Raw genomic sequence first — 18,156 nt, forward strand, 5'->3', positions numbered from 1 at the left:
CCACGGGGTATGGACGCCTTTTGGTCGCTTGACGGATTGGACGGGATATGGTGCGGCCCTGGAGTGGGACGAGCTGGAGCGACTCCTCCGTTCGGGGACCGGTGCGCGCACGGTCAGGGCCGCGCTTGGTCGTCCCTACAAAGTCACGATTACGGGCGCCTCTGAGGAGTTGTGGGAGTATTGGCTTCGGGTCGGGTTGGATGCCGACGGCCCCGATGCACCGGACGTATACATCCGGGTCCAGCTGACCAACGGCGCAGTCGCCGACTGGGGGCTGTCCGGAGCGAGCATGCCAGGTGAGCCGTGGACGCCGTTGCGCGGGGATGGTTCGAGAGGCGAATGAGGGCGACTGAGAACGTATGGGTACGCGTGCATCAGAACCGGACTCCCGGCTGTGGACGCCTCGATACGCACGGGGGATGCAGCGCTGAAAGATGCACGTTCGAGAGTCAATGTCTGTGAATGGGTTCCTGACTGTGTCTGTGATCGGGCATATAAACAGGCCCGGTACTCCACCGCACGAGAATGCTGGCTTTCGTGCACAAACGACGTCGACGGAGGGTGCCTGGCTATGGAGACACGTGTGGAGATTGGTGCAACGTGAGCGTTGATGGCGGGCTTGGAGCGTACCAGTCAGGGTACAGATTGATCATGAGGGTGCCACATGGTTCTCGTCACCCAAACCAAAAGGTGGCTTTACCAGTCGGTAACCGGTGTGATCCGGGGGTGGCTCGTGGGTTATGGAGGCACTCAAGCAGCACCCTTGCGCGCACCGCGGAGAGTTGAAACCAGCTGTTTGTCTCTGCAGATGCCCCGTCCAAGCAGTGCTTCTCAATCTGCCGGAGGGCCATGGAGCCTCACGTCAGGGAAGGCCAGCCTGGCGTTACTCTACTTCTGGCTCAATGCAGCACCTGCTGGACCATCAGAAACGACCTGGCCATCTGCAAAGATGCATCAAACGCCCGACACGCCTTTTCGCACCGGATGCACAGCCGCCGAAAATGCTGCAGCCAGGTCTGCCTGCCGGCAGGCAGAGCACCGTACGCTCCACCACCCAGCGCCGACGATACGGCCGCAGCGACCGCCGATCTTGGGTCCGATTCTCCGGCCGACGACTGCTCCGGTGCGGCGCAATCAGCTCCATGTCCCGGGCCGGGCGAAAGGCGGCATCTCAGAAGTATTCGTAGAGCCGATCGTGGCGGCGCTTCTCCGCCCGTTGACCGACCTCCTGCAGCAGTTGCTCAAACACTTTCTCCTGCACCAGCAATGAATGAATCGGTGAACTGCACTCTTGAAGCCGAACTGTCGCGGCAGATCGTTCCCTGTGGCACCGTCCTCAGGCAGCCAGAAGCTTCAGACCTGCGCGTGGCGCTTGTGAGTTGGAAGGTGGTGCCCTCATGGCGGTTCTTCAGAGGATCCGGAATGCGGGAACAAAACGCATGGAGCACGGCGGCACCTGGTGTGAGCACAAGATTGTCATGCGGTGTCATCTGTATCTGTCGAATGTTGTGGGTGAGGTTGGTCGAGTGGCCGGGCGACGGTGCAAGGCTGAAGAGGAGCAGGAAAAGCAACGAGCGAGGTGAGGTATGACTCCGCTTCCCGACGAGTTGCGAAACGAGCTTCTGTGGCTGCGCACCCTGATTGTCGGGGCGTGTGGTTTGTATATGCTGGCCTATTGGATCGGCGATGAGCGGGTTGCTTCGTTGCCGCCATTCATGGAGATGTCGAAGGAAAATGCCGGAGAGGGAGCACTGTGGGAGCCACCGATGTGGTTGCACTGGGGTTTGTTGTTGTTGTGGTACGCCTCGCTCATAGGCACGGCATGCCTGTGGGGGCCGGCCCGTGGCCTGGTGCTGATATTGCTGGTGGTGTACGTGGTGATTGCGCTGATCGGCGGCGTACAGGTCTATCTACCGGGTGAAGGGGCGCTGTTATTGGCTGCGGATGTCATGGTGGGAGCGGCTCTGGGTATAGCATTTCTGGGAAGGGTATCCCATTTGTTTCGGTGGTGTCCATGCTGTTTGCGGTCGGCAAGGCACGACAATCGTGAGCCCGGGTGCGCCGGACCTCGGTCGGCAACCGCGCAGGAGCCGAAGGCCGAGTCTGGGCGGCCGGGACAAGGCTTGCTGTGAGAACATTGGACGCGAGCTCGGTATAAGGAGCAGGCGGAGGGGCGGCATGTTCAGGAGAAGAGTTGCAACCTGGCTCACGACTTCACCCTTGTAGTGGTGGCAGGACCTCGACGGGGACAGGGTTTCAGGGGGACAGACGACGGGTGTTGGTTTGGTAGCGGCATTGGCTGGAAGCCAGGCGGATTGCGGCCTTGCATGGCGCAGGGGGCAGCCGAAATGAGAGTCTGAAGGGCACAGCGGTGCGCCGGCTCTGGGAAGAACAAGAGAACTAGCATTGCGTGTCAGCCCAACAGCTGCTGGCTGGGCAGAGGGGGCAAGGCATCTGCAGATGGACTTCGAAAAAACGGAGGATCTCGCGGCGGATGGTCAGGCTGCGGAAAAATCGCATGCAGGTTTCCCTTGCGTACATCAGCCCGTGTTGAAGCTGTGGCTACCTTGTGGATCACTGAGAGGCGGGACTGTGGGCGTCAGGGGCCGTAGTGGGACACTGGGAAGTACTGTGAACGGATGGCCATGGAGGGCAGGAGGGCGGACGGATACATTGGGGCTGGGGGAAAGGGGCTCTGGACAGCGGACGTGACCTGTTTTGTGTCCTGCCCGGGAAAGGCAGTCGGCTCTCGGTGGCTTGACCGGCCTGGGTGGAGGGGCATTGGAAAACCGCCGGCTGGGCGTTGAGTTTCTGGAGAGCGCTTTCGGGGCGGCAGTAGAACTGCACGGCCGAGGGAGAGGAGTTCAGAGCCCTCAGGGCGGTGTGACAGAGTTTGTTGGACAGGAACAGGGATCGTTGCTGGCAGCACGACCCCGCTGAATCAGCGGCCTTTTTTGCGTCTCGGTGGTCTCGGTGCCTCTGTGGTTGGAGCAGTATGAGAGCAGGATGATGAGGAGATTGGTTTCTGTGAGGAACGCGGGTGCCATGGATGCGGGCTTGTCCGGGACGGCAGGTGGATGCACTATTGGGACGCAGAGAACCGGCTGACGAGGGTGATGAGCTACGGAGCGACAGACCGGGGCAGTTGGTGTTGGGTGGAATGGAAGTACGATGCTTTGGGTCGGCGGGTGCGGCAGACATCGTACGTCTTGAGCAACGGGGTGAGGCAGGTGGTGGGGGACTTGAAGTTCGTGAGCGATCCTGAGCTGTTCGGCCGGCATGTGGCGGAGTTGAACGCCACCAACAACAGCCTGGTGCGCGCGTACATCTGGGGCTTGGACCTGTCAGAGACCCTGGACGGCGCCGGTGGTGTGGGCGGTCTGCTCTGGGTTCGGGTAGCCGGCGGTGCCGCTTCTGGCACGCATTTTGTGTGCTACGACGGCAACGGGAATGTGTGGAACCTGGTTTCGGCGTCCACGGGCTCTGAAACCGCCCGGTACGAATACAGTCCCTTTGGCGAGCCCTTACGCCAGAGTGGCGTTGCTGCCTGCACCAAACCTTTCCGCTTCAGCACCAAACGCACCGAAGACTTCACCGGGCTGGTCCTGTACGAATACCGCGCCTACAATCCCACCCTTGGCCGCTGGCTGAGCCGGGATCCGATATATGACCTCGGTCAGCGGGCCTCTGGCAACAGGCCAGAAAAAATATGCCCAAATGATGCAATTTGGTTTTACGTGTTCGTGGGAAACAATTCGATTTGCGCAATCGATCTCAACGGCCTTATCACATTTGAAGATTGTTCACCGGCAGCCCAGCTTATTTTGCAAAGGCATATTGACGAGGCCTGCCGCCGGATAAACGATGCCTCGTACGGATGCTGCATGTCGGGGAATTCGCTAGCCCGGCAAGTTCTACGTGGTCAACGCGATTTGTGTAGGACCAAAAACTTTCGGGTAAAATGCTTGCTTGAACCTGTCCCGCGTGTGGCTTGTGCGTGGGCCGATTGGAGGAAACGGACCATAACCACTCCTTTGACGTATTGGGAAGCGAGGCTTTGCGATTGGCCGTATTATTGCATACCCGCCAACGAGTTTGTGCACTTGGCGATCCCAGAAGCCAAGCACCCGACATGGGGCCGGGTTTTTAACAGGGTTCACGCATGTTTGGGTTGCGACAAGTACAGCACATTTTAGCTTGTATATGATTGTCCACCAAAGAACACGGGTGTATTTGAGTATTTTGGTATTAGTGGTTTGTGGGTGGGTTTTGACACACGAAATAGGGACGAGGCAAGTAAGGGAACGAATCTAGGCAAGTGAAATTCGACCGGCGTATCGGTCGGAGATGGAAGATATCACGGGCGCCGAAAAACGGGTGAGTCCGGGGCAGAAAGTTTATTGGTGCCGCACCGTAGCGGTTGCGCCGTTGGCAGTTTACGCCGATTACGGTTGGCACACCGGTCCACTCGCAGGGGGAGGTGGCAAAGCAATTTATTTGTGGTTTGCAGGATTGTCTTTCCGGGTTTACACGCTCAGTAGCTGGGCAGCGTGAGGCAAGTTACGAAGCGTGAGACAAGTTACGAAGTAGGGTGCCTACTTTTACAAGCGGCTATATAAAGAGGCCCACTGGCAGGCAGGGTTGGTTGTACTGACAGCAGGTGGGCTGCCGTAATTCCACGTAAACGGTAGGAAAGCATTGCCTGTGGTAAGGCAACAGTTCGAGTACAGCTTTGACCACATTGGCAACCGGACAAAAACGGGCACCGGCGGGGATGAGAACGGCTGGAACCTGCGCACTGCAACTTACACAGCGAATCTGCTGAACCAATACACCAATCGCACCGTACCCGGGTACATCGACATCATAGGGGTTGCGCTGGCCACAAAGCCTGTGTATGTGAACGATGAGTTGGCTTATCGGAAAGGCGGGTATTTCCGCAAGGAACTGAGTGTGAACAGCGCAAGTGCACCGGTGTGGCAATCGGTGATTGTCGAAGCGCCGGGCGAACAGAGTGTCGGCGGGCACGTGTTTGTGCCGCGGACACCTGAACAGTGCGGCCACGACGCCGACGGGAACATGACCAATGATGGCAGGTGGAGTTTCACCTGGGACGCTGAGAATCGGTTGGTGAAAGTGGAGAGCCGATCCAACACGCCCCAAACATCCTGGCGGCGGGTTCAGTGGACATACGACGCGAAGGGGCGTAGGATAAGGCAGACAACGTCGGTGTGGACCAATAGCGCTCGGCGAGTGATCGAGGATCTGAAATTCATCAGCGACCCGATGCCAGTCAGCCGGTACATCTTGGAGCTGAATGCTACGAACAACTCACTGGTCCGGAGTTATGTGTGGGGCCTTGATTTTTCCGGGACGATGGATGGTACTGGTGGCGTGGGCGGGTTGCTGTGGCTGAACAGCGCCGCCAACGGCTCGCACTTCTGCACCTACGATGGCAACGGCAATGTAGTTGGCCTAGTCAGCGGGACGACTGGGACGGAAACTGCCCGGCACGAATATGGGCTATCGCATGGGCGGGACGAACCCATCCGCGTCACCGGACCAATGGCCAAATCGAATTCGTTCCGATATTCCACCAAGCGCACGGACAACACGACCGACTTTGTGCTGTACGAATACCACGGCTACAATCCCACCCTTGGCCGGTGGTTGGGCAGGGATCCGTTGACAGACACAGGGCTTAGGCTTGTATCACATACGCGGACCACGAGATTGGTCTTCGAGGAGACGTCTTACTTGTTGGTGCGTAACAACCCTCTTGGTAATGTGGACGTGCTAGGATTGTGCAGACCGGGTTGCCCTCGCACGGGGTGCAGGATCAGAATCGCACCGGCAGGTTATAAGCGTTTGAATTAGAACGTATCCCAAAACCCATGACAGGCGTTCGTGAGGTAGCCATTATGGAGTGTGAGCTGAAACGCACGGAGAGGTTGTTGGTGTGGTTCTGCGCACGGATTCCGGATCGCCCGAAGAACCCCATGGGCGGCCACCCGCGGGCGGACAAGTACAAGGCGCCGGCGGGGATTTTCTGGTTGTTGGACAACGGAGGCAAATGGAGGGCTCTGCCCGAGAGGTGGGCTCGAAAAGCGCCGGGAACCGGATCTTGCAAGGACTGGTACGCCAGGAAGGGGTCGAGCGGCTGTAGCGGGAGGCCGGCCGATTGGTGTGGCGCGGGTCTTGGGTGCCGGTTCTTCAACTGCTTGCTGAATGCGGTCGTCTTTGCTGCAGGCGGCGGATGGATGGCGTCGGATGGGTGGGGCGGGTGGAGCGCGTCAGGCGGACGGTTTGCCGGGGCCGGCCTGGGGTTGCGTGCGGGCATCCGGGGCTGGGCGGGCCGGACGCGCGGCAGCCCAAGGAGGCGGGGGCGGTCGATCTGGTCGTGGGGAAGGAGGTTCGGGGGCGGGTGATGGGGTACAGGGGCTGTGGCGGTAACGCGTGGGGGCGGTGGGTGCGGCGCGAGGCGTGGGAGACCTGGGGGTCTGGCGCGGATGGAAGGAGGACATGCGGGTGGCCGGCTCGGGGGAGAGTGGGGTGGCGGGCCAAAGATGGCAGGCCCGGATCAGGGGCGGGTGAGGACGGCGCGGCGTTCGGCTGGGGTGAGTTCACGCCAGTGACCCGGAGGGAGTGAACCGAGCCAGAAGGCGCCGATGCGGACTCGGATGAGGCGGAGGGTGGGATGGCCGACGGCGGCGGTCATGCGCCGGACCTGACGGTTTTTGCCTTCGCGCAGTTCGAGTGAGATCCAGCAGTCCGGCACGGTTTTGCGGTAGCGGATGGGTGGGTAGCGTGGCGGCAGGATGTAGGGTGGTTGGGGGCCGATGGCGGGGGTGACGCGGTCGGGGTCGGTTTCCTGGGGCAGGACGTGCGGCGGGGGTTCGAGGAGTCGGGCCTTGCACGGGCGGGTGAGATAGTTGCCGATGGGGACGCCGCGTTCGAGTTGGCGGAGTGTTTCCGGGGTGGGAATGCGTTCGACCTGGACCCAGTATTCACGGGGGTGAGCGTTGCGGGGGTCGAGGAGTCGGGTGATGAGGGCGGGTTCGTCGGAGAGGAGGAGCAGACCTTCGGAGTCGGCGTCGAGGCGGCCGATGGGGTAGACGCGCGGGGGGAGGCCGAACTCGCCGAGGGTGCGTTGGCCGGGGAGGTCGGGTGTGAAACGGGAGAGGACGCCGAAGGGTTTGTGGAGGGCGATGAGCATGGTGACCCGGGCGGGTGGTTGCGATGTCAGGTGGGCGAGGAGACGGAGAGGGCGTGGAGTCGGGCGATTTGTTCGAGGGCGAGATCGAACCAGGCGGTGTCGGGCAGGGCGTAAGGGCGGAAGGTTTCGATCCAGCCTTCCTGGCCGTGGAAGAGGAGGGCGCGGTGGAGGCCGAGCCGGTTGGCTTGGGGCGAGTCAATGAGGCTGGCGGAGTCGTTGGCGCTCATTTGGAAGAGGACGCGAAGTTCGAATTCTGCGATGGCCTTGCGGCTGAGTTGGCGGAGGAGATTGGCGTAGGTGTCGCAGGTGAGGATGACGTGGCAGCCGAGGTTGGCGCCCTGGGTGATGATGCGGTCGAAGATGAGCCCGGGGTGTTGGAGGGCGGTGTCGGCGTCGAGGGAGAAGGCGGCGTCCTCGTCGTAGCGGAGTTTTTTGTGGTATTGGATGCGGTGGACGAGGAGGAAGAGTTCGGGGTGGTTGGGTAACGGGTTCTCGGTGCGTTGCTGGAGGTCAATGAGGAGGGAGCGGAGGGTTTCGTCGGTTTGGGCCGGGCGGACGAGTCTGGCGGGGTGAGGCAGGCGGGGCAGGAGTTGTTGCCAGAGGCTGGTTTCGGGTGCGTCTGGTGGGCTGGGGTCGAAGATGTAGAAGCGGGCGGCGTGGCGGGGGAGTTGCGCGGCGAGGATGATGGGGGTGAGGGCGAGCATGGTGAAGGCGGCTTCGTCGCGGGGGCCGACGATGAGGAGGTGGCTGCCGCTCTGGCGGCGGAAGGTGATCTCGGTGGGGCCTTTGATGGCGTTGGGTTCGCCGAGCCAGAGTCTGGGTGTGGGTGTGGGTTGGAGGGCGGGGGCCTCGAGGAGTTGGCGGAGGAGTCGGTTGGCTACGATGTGAGCGGGGGCGTTGCCTTCGAAGACGACGGGTTCGCGTGTGGCGAAGCGGCGGCCGTGGCGGGGATGGTTTTCGGCCAGGGACCGGACCTGGCGGAGCCAGAGGTCGCGTTCTTCGTCCGGGAGCCATACGACCTGGAAGGGGCTGTTACCCTGGAGGGCGCCGCCTTCATCGTTGTAGATGGCTTCGCCGGGCCGGGTGAGGTGGCGCGGTGCGGGGTTGTCTTCGTTGAGGATGAGGAGGGCGTCGGCCTCGTTGCATTGGAGGGCGATGCGGACGACCATTTGGCCCATGGTGGAGCGTGCGAGGGTGTAGGCGCCGCCGAGGGTTTGGGAGCCGAGCAGGACGTGGATGCCGAAGGCGCGGCCCTGGCGAACGATGCGATCGAGGAGGAGGGCGGCGTTTTGGGCGATGCGGTCGTCTTCGACGAAGAATTCCTGGAACTCGTCGATGAGGAGGAGGACGCGTGGGAGGGGTTCGGGGGGGTTGAGCTTGCGGTAGCCCGGGAGGTCCTGGACGCCTGCTTTTCGGAACAGGTCACCGCGGCGGCGGAGTTCCTCGTCGACGCGCTGGAGGACGCTGAGACCGAATTCGCGGTCGCTTTCGATGGCGACGACGCGTGCGTGCGGGAGTTTGTGGGTGGCGTAGCACTTGAATTCGACGCCTTTTTTGAAGTCGACGAGGTAGAACTCGACCTCGTCTGGGCTGTACCAGAGGGCGAGGTTGGTGATGATGACGTGGAAGAGGGTGGACTTGCCGGAGCCGGTCTTGCCCGCGATGAGGCCGTGCTGACGGGTGCCGCGGCCGAGTGCGAGGTACTGGAGTTTGGTTGCGCCGGTGCGGCCGATGGGGACACGGATTTCGTCGGTGGCGTCGGCGGACCAGAACTGGTCGGGTGGGGGTGCGGCGTCGGCGAAGGGGGTCTCGACCTTGAAGGCGTCGCGGCTGTGCTGGCCGATGCGGTGGAGCAGATGGGTGGCGAGGTCGGGTGGGGGCGGTGGTTCGAGTTCGAGGCGGGTGCCCTCGAAGTTGGTGTCGGCCAGGGTGAACTGGTCCTGGTGTGCGACGATCCTGCGGGCGGCTTTGCGAAGTTCGTCGGGGACGAGTTCGGGCGGGGCGGGTCTGCGGAGGTCCCAGTGGAGGAGGAGGTAGACGCCGCAGCGAGGTCCGCTGGATGCCAGGCTGAGGAGTCGTTTGACGGCGAGGTCGGTGAAGTTGACGGGGAAATGGGCGACGACGAGGAAGTGATATTTTTCGGCGAGGCGACCTGCGCGTTGGTTGTATTCGGTGAGGGTGGCGTAGTCGTTGCGCAGGTACATTTGGGTGACTTTTTCGATGTGTTCGTTCAGTTCGGCGAGGCGATCTTCGATTTGGGCGGGTTGGGTCCAGATGCGGCCGTGGATGAGGCGGTCTTCGTAGTCGGCCAGGTGCATGAGGCCGGCGAAGTTCTGTCCGAGGCCGACGGGGTCGAGGATGGTGAAGGCGATGCGGCCGGGGGGGGCGGCGGTGAGCAGGCGGAGGATGAGGTTGTTGAGGGTGGCGACGGCGGTTTCGGCGCCGGTTTGTGCGGTTTCCAGGATGAGGGAGCCTTCGTTGGGGAGGGTCAGGAGGAGGGGGAGCTCGAGCTGGGCGGGTTGCGGAAGATCGAGTCCGTGCGCGGCGAGGTCGGCGCCGCACAGGGTGGGCAGGTGCACGGAGAGCCGGGCGAAGGGTGCGGCGTGGGGGAAGGAGTCGGGTGGGGACCAATGTGCCCAGGTTGGGTCGGACCAGGGGGGGAAGAGGGAGCGGGCGGCGCGGGCATCGGCGAGGAGGCGGGCGTGGAGTGGGAGGATGGACTGGTGCCAGTCGGTGCGGATGCGTTCCCAAGCTTCGCGGTGGTTGTCCCGGAGGCGCTGGAGTTGTTGTTGGGTGGCGGTTTCGAGGGTTTGGCACTGATGCCGGAATTCGTCTTCCAATCGTGCCAGTTGATGGGCGAGGTCGGTTTCCAGCTGGCGGAGGCGGAGTTCGTGGAGGCGGCGGTTGGTTTGGTGGGCGCGGCGGGCCTGGGATTCGATGCGTTCGATGGTTTCGTTTTGTTGCAGGCGGGTGTCGTCGCGGATCTGGCGCCAGCGGGCGTTGAGGGTTTCGATGGTGCGGGCGTGTTCGGAGTGGATGGCGGTGAGCCGGGCTTGGTGATCGGCCTCGGCTGTTTGGGCGGTTGACTCGATCCAGGCGGCTGTTGTGGCGAGTTCACGGCCGAGTGTGGCGGCGACGGGTTGGGCGAGCCGGCGGCCTGCCAGGTGGAGGAGGGGCCAGAGGAGGACGGCTGCGGTCCAGAGGGACCAGTGGAGCGGCCGGAGGGCGGCGGGGTCGAGGCGCAGCAGGCCGAAGAGGAGGAGGGCGGGGAGGGTGAGGGCGAGCAGGACGCCGAGCCACCAAGGGCAGTACCGGAGGAGGGTGGGGAGGAAGAGGCGCCGGCCTTTCTGGAGGGTGAGGTCCAGGTTCCGGAGTCGGGTTGTCCAAGTGGACTGGAATGCTTCGAGGGTGTGTGCGGGTTCGGGCGGGGTGGGTGGGGGGGTCGGGGTGCAGAGTCGGACCAGGGCGGGCCAGGGGCTGAAGAGGAGGCAGGCGTGATGGAGGGTTTGTTCGAGGGTTTGGCGTGCTTCGGCCAGTCGGGTTTGGAAGGTTTCGTACTCGGCCCTGGCGGTTTGGATTGCTTCGTCGCGCCTGCGGTCGGCGTCGAGCTGGGCGCGTTGGATTTCGAAGGTGATTTTGGCGGCGTGGGACTCGATGCGTGCGAGGGCGTGCCGGCGGTGGTTTTCGGCGGCCTGGTCGATTCGTTGCTGGCGTTGGTGGAAGGTGCGTTCGAGGAAGGTGCGGCGTTCGCGGGCGTGGGCCTCGAGGCGGACGCGGCCGGCGTCGTGTTGCTCACGGGCGACGCGGAGGGCTTCCTCGTGTTGGTAGCGGACACGGTGTGTGCGGGTGGCGAGGTCGTCGTCGAGGTGTCGGGCGCGTGCGGCCAGGTCGTGCACGAGGGTGCGCAACTGTTCGAGCCGGGCGAGGGTGTCGGAGATGGAGGGCAGGTGGTTATTCACAGTCGCGGCGGAGTTGTTGGAGGAGTCGTTCGAGTGTGTCGAGTGCGGCAACGGTTTGTTGGACCTGTTGCTGGAGTTCGTTGAGGTAGCGTTGTTCGAATTCGATGGCTTTGGCATCGGTCCAGCAGGTTCGGGTTTGGTCCCATTCGGACCGCAATTCTTTCAGGAGGGCGAGCAGGCGGTTTTGTGCGCCGGTCATGTGTGGGGATCTGTTTGGGGTGGTGGTGGGGCCTGGGTTGTGTGTGGGGGTGGTTCCGGGGTGGTCGTGGTCGCGGCGGGTTCGGTGGGGGCGGCTGCCGGCGGGGCGGTGTGGAGTTCGGCGTAGGCGGCGAGCGAGCGGAGGGCTTCGGTGAGGAAGTTGAGGGCGCGGCCGAGGTCCTGGTCGAGGTGATGCCTGAATTTTTCGATTTGGCGGGCTTGTGTTTGGATGCGGGGTTCGAACTGTTGTTGCCAGGAACGGACGCGGCGGAGTTTTTGTTCGAGGTCTTCGATGGCGTGGCGCAGGCGGTGGATGGCGGCTTGTTCGGCCGGTGCGGTTTCCTGGAAGGGGGAGAGTCGTGCGGAGAAGAGTTCCTGTTGCTTTTGTTCGAGTTGGCGCCGGAGGCGGCGGAGTTCCTGGTGATGGAGTTCGGGGCAGTCGTTTTCGAGCCAGTTGCGGGTGCGGAGGAGGTGTTCGGAGACCTCGTCGAGGATGCGGGCGGCGCGGTCGCGGAACAGGATGAGGCGGTTGCGGAAGGCCTCGATGGCTTCGATGGAGGTGACCCGGGCGCGGTCCGCCATGGATCAGTGTTGTTTGAGGTATTCCTCGATGCGCTGGGCTTTGCGCAGGAGGAAAGGTGCCTGGCGATTGGATGCCTCGATGAATTTGCGCAGGACCTTCATGGTGTCGCGGAATTCCTCGGCGAATTTGGCGTGTTCCTGGTCCTGCCAGGTGTCGCCCAAGGCATTGAACCGGGCCTGCAGGGCGGCCATGCGGTTCTGGAGTTCGACGTTGAACCGTTTGAGTTCCTCGGCGAACCTGCGGACCTCCTCCGGATCGATGATGGCTTGTGCCATGGTCGCAACCTCGTGTTGGCGTGCCCGGCCGGGCGTTTGGGCGTGGTGACGCCGGTGCTCGTCGGGTTTGCCACAGCGGGAAACTAGCAGGGAGGGCGGGTGCAGGCCAATCGGAAGTGTGGGTGGCCGGCTGGATGGAAGGGGTGAACGGCGGCGGTGGTGGTGCGCGGATGGCGTGTGCGGGATGGGTCCGGGCGACCGAGGGCCGGGAGGGACTGAACGTGCCCGCCGGCGGGGGAACACCGGCGGGCCGGGGAGGCAGAGGCCGGAGGGTGCGGTCCGGGGAAAGGGCGGGCCGGTTCAGGCGGCTTTTTGTTGGGGGACGGGCACCTTGCGCATGCGGGCGGTGAAATCGTCCACTTCCTGGATGGACTCGCAGCCGACGGTGAGCACGTCCACGCAGCCGAGTTGGAGGACGAACCGGATGGATTCGTCGCGTTTGTCGGGGTCGTTGCGCAGGCGGCCTTCGCCGACGAGTTTCATTCCGACGATGCCCTTGCCGGCGGCCTTGATTTGGCGCAGGACGGGCACGACTTCGGAGGGTGGGCCGTCCATGCTCATTTGGAAGGGGTTGATGCGGGCGTGGACGGAGTCCACCCAGGGCTCGCGTGCGGCGGCCTTGAGGGCCTCGAGGGAGTGGCAGGAGACGCCGTGGGCGCGGATGACGCCTTTTTGTTTGAGTTTGGCCAGGATTTCCATCTGGCGGCTCAGTTCCGTGGGCCAGTCGGGTGAGGTGACGCAGTGGAGGAGGACGAGGTCGATGTAGTCGGTTTGGAGTTCGCGCAGGAAGCGCTGGACGACGACGTCGGCGTCGGGTCGGTCGGGTTCGGGGATGCCGCCGGGCCGGAACCAGATTTTGGTGACGATTTGGAAGCGGTCGCGGGGCACGCCTTCGAGGGCGGGGATGAGGTAGGGATGGGTGCCGTAGAGGTCGGCCAGGTCGAAGAGGCGGGTGCCGCGTTCGTAGGATTCGCGCAGGAGGGTCATGAGTTTTTCGCGGCCCATGCGGGTGTGATTGGACTGGCGGTTGCCGCCGCGCATGCCGGTGCCGAGGGAGAAGCGCGAGGTACGGATGCCGGACTTGCCGAGAATGACGGTTTCGAAGGGGTCGAAGTAGCGGGGCTGGTCTTCGGCGGCGCGGAGCCAGGGGCCGGTGAAGGCGACGGCGCCGGCTGCGAGGGCGGTGCGACGGAGGAATTCGCGTCGCCGCATGCCGGTGAGGGGTTTGCGTTTTTGATGGGACGTCGGTTGGGACTGGTTCGGCGTTTGCATGGCTCCCAATGGTTGCCACAAGGGCGAGCGGGTTGCAACCCGGGGGTTGGGGGGTTGCGCCGGCGGGCAGCCGGCCGGTGTGTTCCGGCGTCTGCCAGGTGGTGCGGGCCGGCCTTTGGATTTGATGGAGGGGCGGTGGTTGGATTAGCGTCCCCGGGGTCTGGAGACCCGGATCCGGTGTTTTTGGCGGGGTTTGGGGGCCGGGTTTCACCGGGCGTGGCGGGTTGGTTGGGAAGCCACTTGATGAGTGCCGGCAAGAGGGAATCGTGGTTGAGGTCGCTGGACTACTCGGTGGTCCAGCAGTGCATGCATTGTGGTTTGTGTCTGCCGACGTGTCCCACGTATGACGCGACGAAGGTGGAACGACACAGTCCGCGGGGTCGGATTGCCCTGATGCGGGCGATTGCGGACGATCGTCTGGAGCCGACGCGGGTGTTTGCCGAGGAGATGTACTTCTGTTTGGGGTGTCTGGCGTGCATGACGGCGTGTCCGGCTGGGGTGGATTATGCGGAGTTGTTCGAGGCGGCGCGGGCGGAGGTGGAGGAGCGTCGTTTGTTGGGCGGGCCGGCGAGGCGGTTGGTGCGGGCGCTGACGATCGGGTGGTTGTTCATGGCGCCGGGGCGGTTGCAATGGGTGGCGCGGCTGCTGCGGCTGTATCAGAGCACCGGGTTGCAGGCGTGGGTGCGGGAGAGTGGTTTGCTCCGGCTGTTGCCGGCGCGGTTGCGGGAGCTGGAGGCGATGACGCCGCGGGTGTCGCCGGCCTTTTCGGACGAGTTGATACCGCCGGTGCTGCCTGCGCGCGGTGCGCGGCGGTATCGCGTGGCGTTGCTGACGGGTTGTGCGCAGGACGTGATCTTCAGCGAGGTGAATCGGGACACGGCGGAGGTGCTGGCGTGGAACGGCTGCGAGGTGCACACGCCGCCGCATCAGCATTGTTGCGGGTCGTTGCACGCGCACAACGGGGAGCCGGCGCTTGCGGCGGAGCTGGCGCGGCGGAATTTGGATCAGATTCCGCCCGAACGGTACGACGCGATCATCAGCAATGCGGGCGGGTGCGGCTCGCACCTGAAGCATTACGGCCGGTTGCTGGCCGGCGACCGCCGGTACGCGGAACGGGCGCGGTTATGGGACCGGAAGGTGAAGGACGTGCACGAGTGGCTGGTGGCGATCGGTTGGAGACGGCCGCGGTCGCACGGTCAGCCGGCCCTGGTGGTGACCTACCATGAGTCTTGTCATCTCTCGCACGGTCAGAAGGTGGTGGAGGCGCCGCGGGCGATTTTACGGGGCATACCCGGGGTGACCCTGGTGGAGCTGCCGGAGGCTAGTTGGTGTTGCGGGAGTGCCGGGATTTACAACCTGATTCAGCCCGAGATGGCCGACAGGCTGTTGGAACGGAAGATGGCGCATATCCGGAGCACGGGCGCCACGGTGGTGGCCAACGCGAATCCGGGTTGTCTGCTGCAGTTGCAGAACGGGGTTCGGCGGGGGGGGTTGTCGCTGCGGGTGGTTCATCCGATGACGTTGTTGGCGGAGGCGTACCGCCGGGCGGGTGTGTGTGAGGAGGCGGGGGTGAGCGGCGGGGTGGGGATGGCGGGGGCCTGAGGGCTTGCGGCGGTGGGGTCGGGTGAGAGGAAGCTGGTGCGCGCGGGAGGACTCGAACCTCCACTCCTTGCGGAACCAGATCCTAAGTCTGGCGCGTCTACCGATTCCGCCACGCGCGCACGCCACCGGAAAGGAGCATGCGTCAGGGGCGGGTGGTTCTCAAGTCCGGCTGGCGGTCGGCGGGGCATGGGTGCGGTGGGGGGAACGGAGTGGTGGGCGGCCGGCGCCGGTGGTGCCGGGTTTGGGGATGTGGCGGGGGCGGGGTGGTTTCAGGGCAGGGCGAGCCGGTAGAATCGTGGGCCGGGCGGATTGGTGAGGGTGAGTTGGTACCAGCCGTTCAGGAGGGAGAAGTTTTCGGGCACGGGTTGCCAGAGCACGGGCGGGGCGAGGTTGGTGGTTTGTTGGAGGATGAATCCTGCTGGGGAGGCGGGCCAGCGCAGGGTCAGGCGGGTCGGGTTGCTGGAGAAGTGGGCTTGGAGTTGGGGCGGGGCTTCTGCGGGGATGCCGGGGCCGAATTCGGAGGTGTTCCCGTTGGGGTCGGTGGCGGTGGCGGTGATGCGCATGCCGGGCGGGACGCTGACGGGCAGGGTTATGGAGAAGTTGGTGCGGCAGGAGGAGTCGGTGACCACGGTGGCCTGGCCGAGGGGCCACATGCCCTCGCCGTGTCCGGAGGGTTCGTTGGTGGGGTGCAGGTAAAACCAGAGGAGGTAGGAGCGGTTGGATGCGCTTTCGAGCCAACCGCGCACGGCGAGTGCGGAAGCGGAGGCGACGGCCTGGGTGAGGACGGGGAAGTTTTGTTGGAAGTTGGCGCCGGTGTCGCTGTCGCATGCGTCATTGGGTGTGACGCCGTCGTTGCCGAGGTCAATGCCGAGGCCGTTGGGGACGGGTCCGCCGTTGCTGAAGATGGCGTTGCCGGCGATGGTGATGTTGGTGGATCCGGGTCGTATGCGGATGCCGTCCCAACCGCTGCTGCGGGCCCAGGCGATGCGGTTGGCGGCGAAGGGTGAGATGCCGCCGACGAGGTGCTGGGAGCTGTTGGTGAGGAACTCGATGTTGTGATAGAGGTTGCCGAGGGGGCTCCAGCCGTCTGCCTGCACGCCGATCCAGTTGCCTTGGAGGATCCAGCCGCGTGTGCCGGGTCCGGTGAGGTAGAGACCGTTCCAGAGGTTGCCGGAGATCAGGTTGCCTGCGCCGGGCAGGTCACCGCCGATGAAGTTGGTGGGTGCGTTGTAGCCGGAGATGCCGTCCCGGCCGTTGCCGCGGGCCAGCAGGCCGTAGAGATCGGTGCCGATGCGGTTGCCCTGGATGCGGTTGCCCGTGGCGAGCGGGCCGATGAGGTAGATGCCACTGTCGGCGTTGCCGGAGATGAGGTTGCCGGCGCCGGGTTCGGGGCCGCCGATGAGGTTGGCGGGTGCGTTGGTGATGCCGATGCCGGCGACCTGGTTGCCGAGGAGGGTTTGTCCCCGGGAGTCGAGGCCGATGATGTTTCCGGCCAGGACGTTGTGGGATGCGCTGCGTTCGACCAGGAACACGCCGTTTTCCAAGTTGCCGCTGATGAGGTTGCCGGCGCCCGGGAGTGTGTCGCCGATCCGGTTGTCGGGTCCTTCGATGCGCACGCCGGAGAGGGCGTTTGGCAGCGGTTGGCGGCCTTCGGCGTCGGTTCCGATGAAGTTGCCGAGGACGTGGTTGGCCCGGCTGTTGGTGCCTGCGAGGTAAATGCCGTTGGCGCCGTTGCCGGAGATGAGGTTGCCGTCCCCGGGGTTGGTGCCTCCGACGATGTTGTTGGAGACGTTGAGAAGGAGGAGGCCGTCGAAGCGGTTGGAGAGGGCGCGGAGGCCGGCGGGGTCGGTGCCGATGCGATTTCCCACGAGGACGTTGTTGGTGGTGCCGGGGCCGGAGAGGGTGATGCCGCTGAGTTGGTTTCCGGAGATGACGTTGGAGGGGCCGATCCGGTTTGCGGCTGCCCGGAAGAGTTCGATGCCGCGGCCGGCGTTGGCGAGGGCGTTGGTTCCGGAGAGGTCGGGGCCGATCCAGTTGCCGGCGATTTGGTTGAAGGAACCGCCGCCGCCTGGGCCGAGGGTGACGTGGACGCCATTGGATCGGTTGCCTGAGATGAGGTTGCCGGCGCCGGGTTCGAGGCCGCCGATCCAGTTGCTCGTGGCGCCGAACAGGACCACGCCGTAGAGGTTGCCGAGGCTGCGGAGGCCGGAGGCGTCGGTTCCGATCCGGTTGCCGAGGATCCGGTTGAAGGCGGCGCCGGGGTACATGAGGTACACGCCGGCCTGGCCGTTTCCGGAGAGAAGGTTGCCGGCGTGGAGGTTGGTGCCGCCGATGAGGTTGCCGGGTGCGGAGGAGATCAGGATGCCGTTCTGCAGATTGCCGAGGGCGTTGGTGCCGGTGGCGTCGGTGCCGATGTAATTGCCCTGGATGGTGTTGCCGGTGGCCGGGGGGTCGAGGAGGAAGATGCCGCCCTGATTTCCACCGGCGATGACATTACGCTGGGTGGGGTCGTTCCCGCCGATACGGTTGCCGGGGCTGCGGATGGTGATGCCGCCCTGTTGATTGGGGGCGGCGGTCCGGCCGTCGGGCCGCAGGCCCACGTAACAACCTTCCACCACGTTGCTGGCTCCGAACTCGATGCGGATGCCGTCGCCGCTGAAGCGGTTGATGCAGAGGGCGCGGATGACGGAGTTGGAGGTGAGCAGGTAGATGCCGTGGGCGTTGGGGCCGGCGGCGGCGCCGTTGAGTTCGATGAGTGGCCGGCCCGTGTAACCCGGCTGGGAGGCGCCGTCCAAAATGATCGGTTCGCGGATGGCGGGCAAAGGACTTTGCAGGGCGATGGTGAAAGGGCCCGTGCCGGGGATTTGGAATCGGATGGAATCGGGCCCCGGAGTGTTTTCGGCGTCCAGAATGGCCTGGCGCAGGGACCCGGCGCCGGTGTCGCCGGCGTGGGTGACGGTGAAGACGGCCGCGGCGGCGGGGTGGGTGAGAATGAGGGCCGCCAGCAAGAGAGGCAGGAGCCGAGAGAGACGGGATCTTAGCTGGGGCGCT

Annotated in this window: 12 protein-coding genes and 1 tRNA gene; 5 read left to right on the forward strand and 8 right to left on the reverse strand. The window is 64.3% G+C overall.

The genetic code is table 11. The annotated features are described in order from the left end of the window. From ACPDIX_RS02390 to ACPDIX_RS02405, 4 genes are all read left to right on the forward strand, one after another. On the forward strand, positions 1-343 hold a 343-nt coding region (locus ACPDIX_RS02390; protein WP_423430180.1), incomplete at its 5' end, for a hypothetical protein. A 1,243-nt stretch (positions 344-1,586) separates the two neighbouring features. Beyond that, complete coding sequence (locus ACPDIX_RS02395; RefSeq protein ID WP_423430181.1) at positions 1,587-2,132, forward strand: hypothetical protein; 546 nt, start codon at positions 1,587-1,589, stop codon at positions 2,130-2,132. A gap of 1,089 nt (positions 2,133-3,221) precedes the next feature. After that, the gene (locus tag ACPDIX_RS02400; protein ID WP_423430182.1) at positions 3,222-4,196 is read left to right on the forward strand and encodes an RHS repeat domain-containing protein; all 975 of its coding nucleotides are present in this window, start codon (positions 3,222-3,224) and stop codon (positions 4,194-4,196) included. Between the two features lie 508 nt (positions 4,197-4,704). After that, positions 4,705-5,877, forward strand: coding sequence for an RHS repeat-associated core domain-containing protein (locus ACPDIX_RS02405; protein WP_423430183.1), 1,173 nt, complete (start codon positions 4,705-4,707; stop codon positions 5,875-5,877). Positions 5,878-6,580: 703 nt separating this feature from the next. Here the strand turns inward: ACPDIX_RS02405 and ACPDIX_RS02410 are convergent. The 6 genes from ACPDIX_RS02410 to ACPDIX_RS02435 all read right to left on the reverse strand — a co-directional run bounded on the left by ACPDIX_RS02410 (position 6,581) and on the right by ACPDIX_RS02435 (position 13,503). Then, positions 6,581-7,216 (reverse strand): pseudouridine synthase, encoded by a 636-nt coding sequence (locus ACPDIX_RS02410; protein WP_423430184.1) that lies wholly within the window; start codon positions 7,214-7,216, stop codon positions 6,581-6,583. A gap of 26 nt (positions 7,217-7,242) precedes the next feature. Further along, positions 7,243-11,175, reverse strand: coding sequence for an FtsK/SpoIIIE domain-containing protein (locus ACPDIX_RS02415; RefSeq protein ID WP_423430185.1), 3,933 nt, complete (start codon positions 11,173-11,175; stop codon positions 7,243-7,245). After that, entirely contained in the window at positions 11,168-11,374 is a 207-nt protein-coding gene (locus ACPDIX_RS02420) for a hypothetical protein (RefSeq protein WP_423430186.1), read from the reverse strand. Before ACPDIX_RS02420 ends, ACPDIX_RS02415 begins: the two co-directional genes overlap by 8 nt. Beyond that, a complete protein-coding gene (locus ACPDIX_RS02425) occupies positions 11,371-11,955 on the reverse strand; it encodes a hypothetical protein (protein WP_423430187.1) in 585 nt (194 codons plus the stop codon). Before ACPDIX_RS02425 ends, ACPDIX_RS02420 begins: the two co-directional genes overlap by 4 nt. A gap of 3 nt (positions 11,956-11,958) precedes the next feature. Then, positions 11,959-12,231 carry a WXG100 family type VII secretion target gene (locus tag ACPDIX_RS02430; RefSeq protein WP_165106231.1) on the reverse strand — a complete coding sequence of 91 codons (273 nt, stop codon included), beginning with the start codon at positions 12,229-12,231 and terminating at the stop codon, positions 11,959-11,961. A gap of 300 nt (positions 12,232-12,531) precedes the next feature. Beyond that, positions 12,532-13,503 (reverse strand): aldo/keto reductase, encoded by a 972-nt coding sequence (locus ACPDIX_RS02435; RefSeq protein WP_423430188.1) that lies wholly within the window; start codon positions 13,501-13,503, stop codon positions 12,532-12,534. 243 nt (positions 13,504-13,746) lie between these two features. On the opposite strand from ACPDIX_RS02435, the gene ACPDIX_RS02440 reads away from it, so the two are divergent. Continuing rightward, positions 13,747-15,105 (forward strand): (Fe-S)-binding protein, encoded by a 1,359-nt coding sequence (locus ACPDIX_RS02440; RefSeq protein ID WP_423430189.1) that lies wholly within the window; start codon positions 13,747-13,749, stop codon positions 15,103-15,105. A 34-nt stretch (positions 15,106-15,139) separates the two neighbouring features. Here the strand turns inward: ACPDIX_RS02440 and ACPDIX_RS02445 are convergent. Then, positions 15,140-15,224 (reverse strand) — tRNA-Leu (locus tag ACPDIX_RS02445). 150 nt (positions 15,225-15,374) lie between these two features. After that, positions 15,375-18,113 carry a hypothetical protein gene (locus ACPDIX_RS02450; RefSeq protein ID WP_423430190.1) on the reverse strand — a complete coding sequence of 913 codons (2,739 nt, stop codon included), beginning with the start codon at positions 18,111-18,113 and terminating at the stop codon, positions 15,375-15,377. Positions 18,114-18,156 lie beyond the last annotated feature (43 nt).

This window comes from Limisphaera sp. 4302-co (assembly GCF_049537155.1).
In the GTDB taxonomy this organism is placed as follows: Bacteria; Verrucomicrobiota; Verrucomicrobiia; order Limisphaerales; family Limisphaeraceae; genus Limisphaera.

Excerpts from the sequence above, each read along its gene's own strand:
- ACPDIX_RS02420 (WP_423430186.1), bottom strand. The coding sequence starts at position 11,374 with ATGACCGGCGCACAAAACCGCCTGCTCGCCCTCCTGAAAGAATTGCGG.
- ACPDIX_RS02430 (WP_165106231.1), bottom strand. The coding sequence starts at position 12,231 with ATGGCACAAGCCATCATCGATCCGGAGGAGGTCCGCAGGTTCGCCGAG.
- ACPDIX_RS02425 (WP_423430187.1), bottom strand. The coding sequence starts at position 11,955 with ATGGCGGACCGCGCCCGGGTCACCTCCATCGAAGCCATCGAGGCCTTC.
- ACPDIX_RS02410 (WP_423430184.1), bottom strand. The coding sequence starts at position 7,216 with ATGCTCATCGCCCTCCACAAACCCTTCGGCGTCCTCTCCCGTTTCACA.
- ACPDIX_RS02395 (WP_423430181.1), top strand. The coding sequence starts at position 1,587 with ATGACTCCGCTTCCCGACGAGTTGCGAAACGAGCTTCTGTGGCTGCGC.
- ACPDIX_RS02440 (WP_423430189.1), top strand. The coding sequence starts at position 13,747 with ATGAGTGCCGGCAAGAGGGAATCGTGGTTGAGGTCGCTGGACTACTCG.
- ACPDIX_RS02435 (WP_423430188.1), bottom strand. The coding sequence starts at position 13,503 with ATGCAAACGCCGAACCAGTCCCAACCGACGTCCCATCAAAAACGCAAA.